Here is a 13219-nt window from a genome sequence, read left to right as displayed (position 1 = left end):
TCACTATGCCTTGTTTTCCAAACAGGGTTAGCTCGCCCGCTGCAATTGGGCGACTACGACGCGCGCGGCGTCAGCGATGGCCTCATCGCGTCCCCGCGTGTCAGGCTTTTCCTGAGTGTGATAAATGGCCAAGACGATCGGTTTGCGTGAGGGCGGCCAGATGACCGCAACGTCGTTGGCTGTTCCGTGGTCGCCCGTGCCTGTCTTGTCGCCGACATCCCAACCGGCCGGCACCGCGGCCCTGATTCGCTTCGCGCCGGTCTGACAGCCGCGCAGCCACGTCTGGAGGGTATCGCGTTGCGTTTCGGGGAGCGCATTGCCGAGCGCCACGGCTTGGAGCGTGTGCGCCATAGCCCTCGACGTCGTGGTATCGCGCGGGTCGCCCGGTATCGCGGTATTGAGCTCGGTTTCCCAGCGATCGAGCCGGAATGTGTTGTCGCCGATCGAGCGCGCGAAGGCGGTCACGGCGGCAGGCCCGCCCAGCAGTTTGATCAGCTGGTTCGCGGCCGTGTTGTCGCTCAATTCGACGGCGGCGCGGCAAAGCTCGGCTACCGTCATGCCGTCGGCGACATGCTTGCGTGATATGGGCGAGTAGCTGACTAGATCGCTTTGCGCGTACTGCATCCGTTGCTCCATCAGGCCCGGCTCCTGGACACTCTTCGCGAGCACAGCGGAAGCGAGAACCATCTTGAACGTGCTGCAAAATGGAAAGCGCTCGTCCGCGCGGTGACGGATCTCCGTACCGCTGCCCGTATCGAGGGCGTAGACGCCGAGCCTTCCTCCGAATTGTTTTTCGATCGCCGCCAGCTTGGTCTTTGACGGTTCGCGGTCTTCTCCTGACATCGCGCGTGCGTCGAGCGCAAACGCGAATGGTGCAGCGACCGCGGCTAGCAGCAATGCACGGCGGTTGGGTGAATGAGCCATCTTTGTCACATGCTCCTTTGCAATCGAATGGTCTCGGACCAAGTCGTCCGGAGCACCGACTATCGGGCAGTTCAACGGTATCGACAAACGGCAAATTCTGAAGACTGTCACAAGAAAAACTAGGGGCTCGGCACCCGTGACCGCCCGATAGCTTTTGCCAATCGCATAGATTTGGATTATCGAATTCACGACGCGATAGGTTTATCGCATAATGGTCACACTTTCACCCAACCATGAGGGATCCAGTCGAAATGTCGATCATCAACAGCCAAGTCAAACCGTTCAAGGCCACCGCTTTCCACAACGGCGATTTCGTGACCGTTACCGACGAAACGTTGAAGGGCAAGTGGTCGGTCGTCGTCTTCTATCCGGCGGACTTCACGTTCGTCTGCCCGACCGAGCTCGCCGACCTGGCGGACCGCTACGCTGAATTCCAGAAGCTTGGCGTCGAGATCTATAGCGTGTCGACCGACACGCACTTCACGCACAAGGCGTGGCACGATACGTCGGACGCCATCGGCAAGATCAAGTATCCGATGATCGGCGATCCGACCGGCGCGATCACGCGCAACTTCGACGTCATGATCGAAGAAGAAGGCCTCGCGTTGCGCGGCACGTTCGTGATCAACCCCGAAGGCCAGATCAAGCTCTGCGAAATCCACGACAACGGCATCGGTCGCGATGCGGGCGAGCTGTTGCGCAAGGTCCAGGCCGCACAATACGTTGCCGCGCACCCGGGTGAAGTCTGCCCCGCCAAGTGGACGCCGGGCGCCGAGACGCTCAAGCCTTCGCTCGATCTCGTCGGCAAAATCTAACAGCTCCCAGCAGCACCCCGCAGCCGACGAGGCTGCATGAGCGGCGTCATCCAAAAGATGACGCCGCGGCTCTCCCTCGCCCTTCGCAAAGCACAATCGGACGAACCATGCTCGACGCCAACCTCAAGACGCAACTGAAAACGTACCTCGAAAAAGTCACGCGGCCGATCGAGATCGTCGCATCGGTCGACGATACTGCAAAGTCGCAAGAGCTGATTGAACTCCTGCGGGACATCGAGGCTTTGTCGGACCACATTACCGTCATCGAACGCCGCGGCGACGATGCGCGCAAGCCGTCGTTCTCGATCGGCGAGCTTGGCAAGCCGGCCGGTATCCGCTTTGCCGGTATTCCGATGGGCCATGAATTCACTTCGCTCGTGCTGGCGCTGCTGCAGGTGGGCGGCCATCCGGTCAAGCTGGACGATGCGGTGATCGAGCAGATTCGCGAGCTGGACGGCGACTATCAATTCGAAACTTACTTCTCGCTGAGCTGCCAGAACTGCCCTGAGGTCGTACAGGCGCTCAACGTGATGGCAATGATCAACCCGCGCATCCGCCATGTCGCGATCGACGGTGCCTTGTTCCAGCAGGAAGTCGAGGCGCGTGAGGTCATGGCCGTGCCGACGATGTTCCTGAACGGCGAAGTGTTCGGGCAAGGCCGCAGCGGCGTGAAGGAAATTCTCGCTAAGCTCGATACGAATGCCGGGGCGAAAGCGGCGAAAGCACTCGAGAACAAGCCCGTATTCGACGTGCTGATCGTCGGCGGCGGGCCGGCCGGGGCGGCTGCCGCGATCTACGCGGCCCGCAAGGGGATCGCGACGGGCGTTGTGGCCGAGCGATTTGGTGGTCAGGTGCTCGATACGCTCGCCATCGAGAATTTTGTTTCCGTGCAGGAGACGGAAGGGCCCAAGTTTGCTACGGCACTGGAACAGCACGTGAAGCAGTACGAAGTCGACATCATGGACGTGCAGCGCGCGCAAGCATTGATTCCCGGCGCGGTGAACGAGGTCCGCCTTGCGAGCGGCGCCGTGTTGAAGGCTAAGACCATTGTTCTTGCGACCGGTGCGCGGTGGCGCGAGATCGGCGTGCCCGGCGAGCGCGAGTACCGCAATCGCGGGGTCGCTTATTGCCCGCACTGCGACGGCCCGCTGTTCAAGGGCAAGCGCGTCGCCGTCATCGGCGGCGGCAATTCGGGCGTCGAAGCGGCGATCGATCTCGCGGGTATCGTCCGCGAGGTGACGCTGATCGAGTACGGCGAGAGCCTGAGGGCCGACGAAGTGCTCCAGCGCAAGCTGCGCAGTCTTGCCAACGTGACGGTCGTCACGCGTGCGCAGACCACCGAAATCGAAGGCGACGGCGCGAAGGTGAACGGCCTCGTTTATAAGGACCTGCGCACGGGTGAGGCGAAACGCGTGGCGCTCGAAGGCGTGTTTGTTCAGATCGGTCTCGTGCCGAACACGGAGTGGTTGAAGGGCACGGTCGAACTGTCGGAGCGGGGCGAGATCGTCGTCGATGCGAAGGGAGCCACGTCAGTGCCGGGCGTCTTTGCCGCGGGCGACGTCACGACCGTGCCTTTCAAGCAGATCGTCATCGCCGTCGGCGAAGGCGCGAAAGCCGCGCTCGGCGCGTTCGATCATCTGATTCGTAGTGCACCTCAAGAAACCGTCGGGGCAGACGAGGAACGGGAAGTGGCGGTCGCCTGAGAATAAAACGCGGCGCGATGCGTCTCGCCGCTGATGCTGACAGCACTGCATTCGCGATATCGAGTCTCTTTGCCGGATTCGATATCGCGCACGCGCCTTGAATGCGTCGCGTCAATTCCCGATGATATGGGCCACGACGTCACGCGAATGCTCGCGCTGCCGGTGCTCGAACAGATAGATACCCTGCCAAGTGCCGAGCACGAGGCGACCCTGCTCGATCGGAATCGATAATTGAACCTGCGTCAGAGCCGTGCGTAGGTGAGCCGGCATATCGTCAGGACCTTCTGTGCCGTGCTCGTAACGCTTCGGGTCCTCGGGTGCGATCGTTTCGAAGTACCGTTCGAGGTCGCGCTGCACTGAGGGATCGGCGTTTTCCTGGATTAGCAGCGATGCCGACGTGTGGCGGCAAAAGAGCGTCAGAACGCCGATGTCGACTGACTGCCGATCGACGAACTCGCGGACTTGCTCCGTGATTTCGACGAGCCCGCGTCCGTCGGTCTCGACTTCGAGGTGTTCAAGGGCTTGGCGCATCAGGGGCCTCCGTAGTGCAGGTTCGGTCGCGTTTATCGATCCGATATGTTACTGCTGCGCTGGGACGAAGCCAAAATGACTTGCCAAAGTGGTCACATTGAGCTACGATTATGACTCTGGTCAGGTGACTATAGGTGCGTGGATGGAAGCTAATCAAGTTTCGAAGTCCGAGTTCAAGGCGAAAGCGCTCGAATTTTTCCGCCAGGTCGAGGCCTCCGGCGAGAGTGTCGTCGTGACTGATCACGGCAAGCCGACGTTGGAGGTCCGGCCGTACCGTAGCGATGAACGGAATCCGCTCGACGTTTTGCGCGGCTCGGTGGTCCGCTATGATGATCCGACCGAGCCGGTAGATGTTGAGTGGGAGGCTAATCGGTGATCGTTCTCGATACGCACGCGCTGGTTTGGTGGGCGAACGGTGATGACGCTCTGAGTAAAAAAGCTAAGACGGCCATCGATCGAGAGTTGGACGGTGGCCAGATCGTGGTGTCTGCGATATCTGCGTGGGAAATCGCGATGCTGGTCGATCGCGAAAAGTTGGTTCTCTCGATGGACGTAGCAAGCTGGCTCACCACCGCATCTGCGATCGAGGCCGTCCGCTTTCTGCCCGTGGATGTCGAAATCGGCCTCAAGGCGGTAGACCTGCCGGGCGAGTTTCATAAGGACCCCGCTGACCGCATGATTGTAGCGACAGCGCGTAAGCTGGCTGTCCCGCTCGTGACGCGAGACGAGAAAATTCGCGCCTACAAGCACGTCAAGACCATTTGGTAATCGGAAGACGGAGCGACGGTGCACCGTGGCCGCTGTGCTGTTTTGTCGGCCCGTTTTCTGCTCGAGGTTTCAGTTTTAGCGGCGCACCTCTTCGAGAGGCGCGCTCGGTCGAACCCGACGCCTGCTGCTTCGGCCAGGCGTCCGTTCGTGTGCGGTGTGCGTAACAGCCCGAGATCGCTACGTGCTAGACAGTTGCCTGACTGTTCGCAATGAGTTCGCAAACGGCCTCGGTAACCTGCGCGGTGGTCGCGCTGCCTCCGAGGTCTCCGGTGTGAAGTTTCGGGCTCGCCGTGACGGCTTCGATCGCGCGCATCAGCCGCTTGGCGGCACCGGATTCGCCGAGATGCTCGAGCATCATGACGGCGGACCAGAAGGTGCCGATCGGATTGGCGAGGCCTTTGCCCATGATGTCGAATGCCGAGCCGTGGATCGGCTCGAACATCGAGGGATAGCGGCGCTCTGGATCGATGTTGCCCGTCGGCGCGATGCCGAGGCTGCCGGCGAGCGCGGCGGCGAGATCGCTGAGAATGTCCGCATGCAGGTTCGTCGCGACGATCGTATCGAGCGAGCCAGGGCGATTGATCATGCGTGCCGTCGACGCATCGACGAGTTCCTTGTCCCACTTCACGTCGGGGAATTCTTTCGAGATCCGTAGCGCCACCTCGTCCCACATGACCATTGCGTGCCGCTGGGCGTTGCTTTTGGTGATGACGGTCAGCTGCTTGCGCGGACGCGACTGCGCGAGCCGAAAGGCGAAACGCATGATGCGCTCGACACCGGCGCGCGTGAGGATCGATACGTCGGTTGCCGCTTCGATAGGATGCCCCTGATGTACGCGCCCCCCGATGCCGGAGTATTCGCCCTCCGAGTTCTCGCGCACGATGACCCAGTCGAGATCGCCGGGCTTGCAGCGTTTGAGCGGAGCGTCGATGCCCGGCAGGATTCGCGTTGGCCGCACGTTGGCGTACTGATCGAACCCTTGGCAGATCTTCAAGCGCAGACCCCACAGCGTGATGTGGTCGGGGACGTCGGGATCACCGGCCGAGCCGAATAGAATCGCGTCCTTGTCGCGCAGCGCGTCGAGGCCATCGGCCGGCATCATCACGCCGTGCTGGCGGTAATAATCGGCGCCCCAATCGAAATCCTCGAATTCGAAAGTTAAGCTATCGGCGGTCTTCGCAAGTGCCTCAAGCACGTGTTTGCCGGCCGGAATGACTTCCTTGCCGATGCCGTCGCCCGGAATCGCTGCAATGCGGTACGTCCTCATTTGGTCAGCTCCTCAAATCTTTGTCGCCAGGGCTCCGAAGTTAACGCAACGTGGGTTGAGGTGGCCGGTGCTAAACTCAAAGCATTCTTAACTTCAATTCATAAATCGGCCGCGTCGGAAACCGTTCTTCCGTCCGATCTGAGCCTTTTTCGACGCTTGCTGCATCCGGAAATGGCAGTGCCGCGGCGCGCGAACTACGCCGTCTACGCTCATGGCATCAGATGTCGACGAGGATTCGCGCGTTCGTCAATTTTCCGGCGAGCACCGCGAAGGCGTTCGTGGCTGGTCGTAGCCGAACATATATCGCGCATCGGAGCGATTGAGGATTTTCCGAGAGTAAGGATTTTCCTGGTTTCATGTCGGCATACCGACAATCGGCGCTTTCGTTCAAGAACCGCCTATCGCGCATCTAAAGTTAGAAATCGAGCGGTCGTTTACATAGTGGTTGATAGTAATTTTGTTGGCGAGACGCAGTGTCGGACAAGCCGGCGAGCGCTCTTCTTCCATCCTCCCCGATACCTTCGATTGCGAGCACGTCGATGTACAACCTTCAGCCGAGTCTGGCTGCTCATGAGCAGGCCCTGATCGAAAGCGAGACCCGCCTGTTGCATGAGGTGCCCCCCGCGGGTTCGCGACATCCCTCAAAACCGCGGCGCCCATTGCCTGCTGCGCTCGACGATTGGCGTCTCGCTCACGCCGTACGCTTCATGGAACGCAACATAGCTGAATCGGCGCGACTGAACGACATCGCCGCGCATGTCGATCTGAGCGCGTTCCATTTTCAGCGCTATTTCAAGCAGGCGATGGGTGAGACGCCCGCGGCCTACGTCCGTCGCGTGAAGCTGGACGAAGCAGCAGTCAGCCTCTGGATTAATGACAAGTCGGTGATCGAGCTTGCGCTCGGCTCGGGCTACGGAAGCCATGAAGCATTCGTGCGCGCGTTTCATCGGCAGTTCGGCCTCGTCCCCTCGCAGTACCGGGCATACGCGAGACGAGCGGCAAGCCAGCCGGATCCGGCCGATCTCGAGCGCGCCAAAACGGTGCGCGTGCAACAAATGCAGCCGATTCCGCTGCTCGCAATGCGCTTTTACGGTCCTTACGCGAATGTAGAAACGCACTGGCAGACCTTTGCGAGAGCGGTTCGCGCCGCCGGCCTTAAGCTGGACGATCTGCAAGCGATCGGCGTTGCGTATGACAGCCCGGAAATCACGCCGAACGAACTGATCCGCTACGATTGCGCGATCGTGGACCCCGGATTCGATACGCGCGGCTCCTCACTGACGCCACTCTCGTTGGCATCCGATTACTACGCAACGCTAGCGCACCACGGCCCCTATCACGAGATCTTTGCGACGTATCGCGTCCTCAGCGTCACCTGGCTCGCGGGCGCGGCTCACCAGTACGGCGTCGAAATCATCAAGGCATACGAGTTCTATCGAGAACTGCCTTGGGAAAACACGGGCCGCACGCAGCGCTTCGACCTGATGTTGCCGGTTAAAAGAAAAAAATAGCTATTGCCTCAAGCGCAAGTTTTATCAAGCTTCCTCAATTCTGCGTCGTTATATTCGACCCGGCCCAAACCAGTCGGAGTTGGCCGGGCCGAGCGACGATAAGCGCCGGCGGGACAGGCCATTGAGCCGGTAGATGCGCCCCGAGAGGTGCTGGCGAAGGTATGAGAGGAACGCACGAAATGACCGAAGCGATCGGGGCGGCGCAGCAGCGTCTTGGCGCGATCAACTCCATGTTCCCGGCGTTGATCCGATTGCATGAGGCGCTGCATCGCTGCGCCTACCCAATCGGCGCGATGGATGATGAGACGCATCAGCGGCGTTTGAACGATCTCGCGGGAAAGACTGTCGAGGTGGCCGCGGCGTTCCTTTCTTGCCGCTCGGATCTTGACCTCCACACGAAATCGAAGATCGAGGAAATCGTCACCGGGCTGACAACGATGCCGTCGTGGGCGCATCGTGATTCCTCTCGCTCTCGTCTGATCGAGCTCGAGCGGGATCTGCGCGCGGTAGCGGGAGCCATCGCGGCGGCACGCGACTGAAGAGCCCGCCAGCGGTCAGTGTTTGTTTCTTGAGCGTAAGGATTGGAAATTGAACATTTTCGCGCTATCAGGGTTTAGCGGAGCGACGATCGCGATGCTCCTGCTGATCCTCTGGCTCTCCGCGGTCGTGAGCGGTCTGTCCGGCTTCGGCTTCTCCGCCATCGGCGCGATCTGCCTCTGGCTGTTGCCCCCGACGCTTGCCGTCCCACTGCTGATGGCGTTGTCGTCGGCAAACCAGATGATGTCGCTTAGGCAGATTCGCGCCGACATGAAGCCGCTCCATCAGTGGTGGCCCCAAGGTCCTGCGCCATTCATTGCCGGAGGCTTGATCGGCGTCCCTATCGGCCTATGGCTGCTGCATTCCCTGCCGACCCCTGTCCTGATGGTGATCTTCGGCGCATTCCTCGTTGCCTACGCCGCTTATTCCATGGCGACTCCTGCGAATCCGCGTGTGCTAACCGGCGGCTGGGCGATTGCCGCGCTGGTGGGCATGGCGGGCGGCGTCGTTGGCGGCTTCACTGCCTTTCCCGGCGCCGCCGTCGTCGTATGGATCGGGCGGCTGGGGTTGCCAAAAAAAGAATCCAGGGCAATCGTGCAGCCTTACATCTTCGCCATGCAAATGGTGTCGCTTGCCATGCTGACCGTTCAGCACCCGTCCACGTTCAACGCTACGTTCTGGAGTCTCTTCGCCCTGACCATCGTCGCCGTGCTGCCCGGCACGTTATTGGGCGTGTATATCTACAAATCGCTTTCAGACATCAACTTTCGGCGCGTTTCTTTCTCTCTACTTGGCACATCTGGGCTCGCGATTTTGACCAAAGGCATTGGCGGACTGGGGATTGCAACCGGACTGTTGTCGGTGATGTCGCATTAGACGCGCCTATGTATCCGCCATAGTACCTGAGCGCCGATCCCGGCCGTGTCGAACGTTGGCGGCAACGCCTCGCACACCTGCCGCGACCGCTCGTCGCGCTGGTGTGGGCAGGCCGGCCGACCCATTTCAACGACGCCAACCGGTCGCTGCATCTCACCCAGCTCGCGCCGCTCGCAGTGCCGGGCGTGAGCTTCGTATCAATCCAAAAGGGGCCGGCCGAACTGCAGGCGACCGAGCCCCCGGCGGGGATGTCGCTGCTATCGTTGAGCGACGAGATCCGCGACTTCGAGGACACCGCGGCGATTCTGGAGGTCGTCGATCTGCTAGTGTCGATCGATTCGTCGCCGGTGCATCTGGCCGGCGCGCTGGGCCGGCCGGTGTGGCTGATGCTGCCGTTCGTGCCCGACTGGCGCTGGCTGCTCGGACGCGCTGACACACCTTGGTATCCGGCCACGCGTCTTTACCGGCAGCCGCGACGCGGGGATTGGGGCAGCGTGACGAACGCAATTGGCAGTGAGCTGTCCCGGCTCGCACAACGTGGACGCTGATTCCGTGGAATGTCCGTCGATCGAAAAGACGCGGGGGCTATCGCGGCGGAGGCCGCGTTTGCGCACCGCCTCGTTAGTCGCCTTGTGGTGCTTGGTGGTGAGCGTGGCGCCACTGCTGAGCGCGTGCGAGCAGTTCGAGCGCAACGCACACGCGAATGGGTTGGCCGCACCGGCAGGGATGAGGCGCGAGCAGATCGTGACGGCAAACTTCGTGCTGACCGCATGGTCGCGCATCGGCCGTTCGAATCAGCAGATCGATGTGTATATCGAAGGAGACGGCCTTGCCTGGCTATCGCGCAGCGAACCATCGCTCGATCCAACGCCGCGAGAGGCGACCGGGCTCGCGCTCGCTGTGGCCGATCCCGCACCCAATGTTGTCTATCTTGCACGTCCTTGCCAGTTCACACCGATGGCGCTCAATCCCCGTTGCGGCGTGCCTTACTGGACCGGTCGACGTTTTGCGGCGGAAGTCGTGACATCGATGAATGAGGCTATCGACCAGATCGCGGTCCGGGCACCTGGGCAGCGTATCAACCTGGTCGGCTATTCGGGCGGAGCCGCTATTGCGATTCTCATCGCCGCGCGACGCCGTGACGTCGAATCGATCCGCACGGTCGCGGGCAATCTCGACGACGAGTACATCAATCGGCTGCACGGGGTATCACGAATGCCGGACTCGGAGAACCCGATCGACGTGGCAACCGGCGTGGCATCGATCCCGCAGGTGCACTTCAGCGGCGCCGACGATGAGGTGGTTCCACCCGAGGTGGCAAGGCGCTTTGTCCGCGCAGTTGGCGGGCGGTGTTCTCGGGTGCAAACGGTGCCAGGCGCCACGCATGGCGGAGACTGGAGCCACCAGTGGCCGGCGTTACTGGCGATAACGCCAGGCTGCGGAGGAGGGCGGTAGGCAGCCCCTCGCCCTATTAATTTCGCTGCACCAAGCATGCCCCGATGCTATTCTGAAACCATTTTTAACTTGAATTCATAAGTCGAGCCGTGTCCGAAACCGTTCTCCCGTCCGATTTGAGCTTCTTTTCGACGCTCGCGGCCTCGGGCAGTCTCAGTGCCGCGGCGCGTGAACTCGGGCTGACGGCGGCCGCCGTCAGCAAGCGGCTCGCGTTAATGGAACGGCGCGCCGGCGTCGCGCTCGTCAACCGCACCACGCGGCGCATGATGCTCACGCCGGAAGGCGAGCTCTATCTCGCGCACGCGCGCCGCATTCTCGATGAAATTGGCGAACTGTCGGAATTGCTCGGCAGTGCGAAGAAAAGTCCCAAGGGATTGTTGCGCGTCAATGCAACGCTCGGTTTTGGCCGAAGCCACATCGGGCCGGCGATATCGCGCTTCGTTGCTCAGTACCCGCAGGTTTCGGTGCAGCTTCAGTTATCGGTGGCGCCGCCGCCGCTGACCGAGGATGCGTTCGACGTCTGCGTCCGATTTGGCGAGCCGCCGGACACACGCGTGGTGGCGCGCAGGCTCGCGCCGAATCGCCGGCTTCTTTGCGCGGCGCCGTCCTACATCACCTCACATGGAATGCCCACGTGCCCGCGCGATCTCGCCAAGCACAACTGCATCGGCATCCGGCAGGGCGACGAGGCCTACGGCGTATGGCGGCTCACATCGGGCAGGGGTGCCGCGCGCAAAACCGAAACCGTGAGAATCAACGGCAACCTGACGACGAACGACGGCGAGATCGCCGTAAAGTGGGCGCTCGACGGCCACGGCATTCTGATGCGGGCCGAATGGGACATCGACGAGTACTTGGCCGACGGCCGCCTGGTGGCCATTTTGCCAGGGTATGACACGCCGAGCGCCGACATCTATGCCGTCTATGCGCAGCGGCACCAGATGTCGACGAGGATTCGCGCCTTCGTCGATTTTCTGGCGCGGCACCTGGAAGGCGCTCGAGGCTCCGCGTAGCCGGGTTCAGAATCTCGATCGAACTGACGGAAGGCAATCCGCGGCAACAAATTACTACGCTTTAAAAGCCGAGTTCGACATCGACTTGATGGATAAGCGAGTCGTTTCTCTGCAAGCGACGCACGTTTTCGACGACCTGCCCCGCAATGGCATCAAGACTGGCCGCCGATGCCATGTGCGGCGTCACGATCAGGTTCGGTACACCCCACAGTGCATCATGCGGCGGCAGCGGCTCATGGGGAAAGACATCGACGATCGCACCGCCGAGGTGGCCATCCGATAGGGCCGCGACGAGCGCATCGAGGACGAGCTGCTCACCTCTGCCGACATGGATCAGCTTGGCCCCCCGGGGCAAACGCCGCAGGACGACATCGCCGACGATCCCTTCGGTCTCCCGTGTGAGCGGCAGCAGGCACACGAGCACGTCCAGCCCATCGAGGAAACTCGGCAATGTGTGCGAGCCGGCGAATGTCTCGATGCCGGACAGCGTCTTCGGCGTTCGGCTCCAGCCCCGGACGCGAAAGCCGATGCTTGCGACGGTGGCGGCGACGTGCGCACCGATGCGGCCAAGACCCATCACGCCGACGGTAACGTCGGAGGCGGGCCGCTGTTGCGGCATGTCCCAGCGCCGATCGCGCTGATTGGCCAGCACGCGATCGAACTGCCGATGAAAATGCAATACGCCCCAGAGCACGAACTCGGCCATCCCGCGTGCCTGCACGGGGTCGACGACTCGACAGAGCGGAACGCGAGGCAGCTCAGGGTCGGCCAGAATGTTGTCGACGCCGGCTGCGATCGCGTGCACGAGGCGCAGGTTCGACAACGTGCGCAGTGCACCGTGCGGCGGGTCCCAGCAAACGGCGACTTCTGCGTCGGTGGCGCCGGGCTCGCCGAAGTCGCAGACGTGCAAATCGGGCGCCGCGGCTAATATCGCGGACCTCAAGCCGTTAATGTCGAAATCGTGACCGACGAGAACGAGTTTTGTCATGCGGGGATCGTCTATGAACGGTAATCCGGTACGTCGTCTTCGATGAGCCGCAGCGCGGCCTGCCAGGCGAGCCCGATGATACCGGCGGAGTCATCGTCGGCGAATTGCATTGCCGTTCGCTCACAGACTTCCGGCGGTGGCGTGCGCAGCGGCGTGCCACCCGCGAGCGCGCTGATTTGCGCCTGGCACGCGCGCTCCAGGAAGTAAATTTCGTGGAACGCTTCGGCCGCCGATCCGCCAACCGCGATGAGGCCGTGATTGCGCATGATCATCGCCTTGTGCGGACCCAGATCGGCGACGAGCCGCGCTCGCTCGCCCAGGTCGAGCGCGATGCCTTCATAGTCGTGATAGCCGAGGCGTCCATAGAATTTGAGCGCATGCTGGCTGATCGGCAGCAACCCGTGCTCTTGCGCGGAAACGCCAATACCGGCCGCCGTATGCGTATGCACGACGAATCCGACGTCCTCGCGCGCCATATGGATGGCCGAATGGATCGTGAAGCCCGCCGCGTTCACGCGGTAGCGATCTGATCCGTCGTGCGCTCGTTCATCGATGACATTCCCTTCGTAATCGATCTTGACCAGATCGGAGGCGCGCATCTCATGGAACAAGACGCCGTACAGGTTGATCAGAAACGCCGGCCGCTGTCCTGGCAATCTTGCGGTGATATGCGTGTCGATCATGTCCGTCATTCTGAAATGAGCGACGAGACGATAGAGTGCGGCCAATTCGACTCGGATCTTTCGCTCGACGGCCTGGAGATCGTCGACGAACCCCTTTTCAACATTCATGATTGTCCCTCGCTTACTGCGATTTGCGATTGAAGCGCCC

Annotated in this window: 14 protein-coding genes and 1 pseudogene; 10 read left to right on the top strand and 5 right to left on the bottom strand. The window is 61.5% G+C overall.

Annotation, left to right across the window (positions count from 1 at the left end; genetic code table 11):
* Positions 1-27: 27 nt before the first annotated feature.
* Positions 28-924: a class A beta-lactamase gene (gene bla, locus B0G57_RS17655; protein WP_018444284.1), complete on the bottom strand. Its 897-nt coding sequence runs from the start codon at positions 922-924 to the stop codon at positions 28-30.
* A gap of 251 nt (positions 925-1175) precedes the next feature.
* On the opposite strand from bla, the gene ahpC reads away from it, so the two are divergent.
* Together ahpC and ahpF are read left to right on the top strand one after the other, a co-directional pair.
* Entirely contained in the window at positions 1176-1739 is a 564-nt protein-coding gene (ahpC, locus tag B0G57_RS17650; protein ID WP_018444283.1) for an alkyl hydroperoxide reductase subunit C, read from the top strand.
* Positions 1740-1846: 107 nt separating this feature from the next.
* Positions 1847-3442, top strand: coding sequence for an alkyl hydroperoxide reductase subunit F (ahpF, locus tag B0G57_RS17645; RefSeq protein ID WP_018444282.1), 1596 nt, complete (start codon positions 1847-1849; stop codon positions 3440-3442).
* A gap of 111 nt (positions 3443-3553) precedes the next feature.
* On the opposite strand, the gene B0G57_RS17640 is transcribed toward ahpF, so the two are convergent.
* A complete protein-coding gene (locus B0G57_RS17640) occupies positions 3554-3973 on the bottom strand; it encodes a secondary thiamine-phosphate synthase enzyme YjbQ (RefSeq protein ID WP_018444281.1) in 420 nt (139 codons plus the stop codon).
* Between the two features lie 142 nt (positions 3974-4115).
* On the opposite strand from B0G57_RS17640, the gene B0G57_RS17635 reads away from it, so the two are divergent.
* Together B0G57_RS17635 and B0G57_RS17630 are read left to right on the top strand one after the other, a co-directional pair.
* Positions 4116-4349: a type II toxin-antitoxin system Phd/YefM family antitoxin gene (locus B0G57_RS17635; protein WP_018444280.1), complete on the top strand. Its 234-nt coding sequence runs from the start codon at positions 4116-4118 to the stop codon at positions 4347-4349.
* A complete protein-coding gene (locus B0G57_RS17630; protein WP_018444279.1) occupies positions 4346-4741 on the top strand; it encodes a type II toxin-antitoxin system VapC family toxin in 396 nt (131 codons plus the stop codon). The genes B0G57_RS17635 and B0G57_RS17630 overlap by 4 nt, the downstream gene beginning before the upstream one ends.
* 184 nt (positions 4742-4925) lie before the next feature.
* Here the strand turns inward: B0G57_RS17630 and B0G57_RS17625 are convergent, their stop codons facing one another.
* The gene (locus B0G57_RS17625; protein ID WP_018444278.1) at positions 4926-6008 is read right to left on the bottom strand and encodes a tartrate dehydrogenase; all 1083 of its coding nucleotides are present in this window, start codon (positions 6006-6008) and stop codon (positions 4926-4928) included.
* Between the two features lie 707 nt (positions 6009-6715).
* Here B0G57_RS17625 and B0G57_RS17620 point away from each other — a divergent pair.
* The 6 genes and pseudogenes from B0G57_RS17620 to B0G57_RS17595 all read left to right on the top strand — a co-directional run bounded on the left by B0G57_RS17620 (position 6716) and on the right by B0G57_RS17595 (position 11400).
* On the top strand, positions 6716-7519 hold the full coding sequence (locus tag B0G57_RS17620) for an AraC family transcriptional regulator (RefSeq protein WP_158256624.1): 804 nt from the start codon (positions 6716-6718) through the stop codon (positions 7517-7519).
* A gap of 179 nt (positions 7520-7698) precedes the next feature.
* The gene (locus B0G57_RS17615) at positions 7699-8058 is read left to right on the top strand and encodes a hypothetical protein (protein WP_018444275.1); all 360 of its coding nucleotides are present in this window, start codon (positions 7699-7701) and stop codon (positions 8056-8058) included.
* Positions 8059-8107: 49 nt separating this feature from the next.
* Positions 8108-8932 carry a sulfite exporter TauE/SafE family protein gene (locus B0G57_RS17610; protein WP_020566599.1) on the top strand — a complete coding sequence of 275 codons (825 nt, stop codon included), beginning with the start codon at positions 8108-8110 and terminating at the stop codon, positions 8930-8932.
* Positions 8933-8955: 23 nt separating this feature from the next.
* Positions 8956-9480: pseudogene (locus B0G57_RS17605) on the top strand (glycosyl transferase family 8); the annotation flags it as partial.
* Positions 9481-9583: 103 nt separating this feature from the next.
* Positions 9584-10387 (top strand): alpha/beta hydrolase, encoded by an 804-nt coding sequence (locus B0G57_RS17600; protein ID WP_317615715.1) that lies wholly within the window; start codon positions 9584-9586, stop codon positions 10385-10387.
* 89 nt (positions 10388-10476) lie between these two features.
* Positions 10477-11400, top strand: a complete 924-nt coding sequence (locus B0G57_RS17595) for a LysR substrate-binding domain-containing protein (protein ID WP_018444271.1) — start codon at positions 10477-10479, stop codon at positions 11398-11400.
* A 61-nt stretch (positions 11401-11461) separates the two neighbouring features.
* Here B0G57_RS17595 and B0G57_RS17590 read toward each other — a convergent pair whose 3' ends face one another.
* A complete protein-coding gene (locus B0G57_RS17590) occupies positions 11462-12388 on the bottom strand; it encodes a 2-hydroxyacid dehydrogenase (RefSeq protein ID WP_018444270.1) in 927 nt (308 codons plus the stop codon).
* Between the two features lie 11 nt (positions 12389-12399).
* Positions 12400-13179 carry a class II aldolase/adducin family protein gene (locus B0G57_RS17585; RefSeq protein WP_018444269.1) on the bottom strand — a complete coding sequence of 260 codons (780 nt, stop codon included), beginning with the start codon at positions 13177-13179 and terminating at the stop codon, positions 12400-12402.
* Between the last annotated feature and the right edge of the window lie 40 nt (positions 13180-13219).

Source organism: Trinickia symbiotica (assembly GCF_002934455.1).
Lineage (GTDB): Bacteria > Pseudomonadota > Gammaproteobacteria > Burkholderiales > Burkholderiaceae > Trinickia > Trinickia symbiotica.
This window is presented reverse-complemented; position numbering and strand designations above follow the sequence as displayed.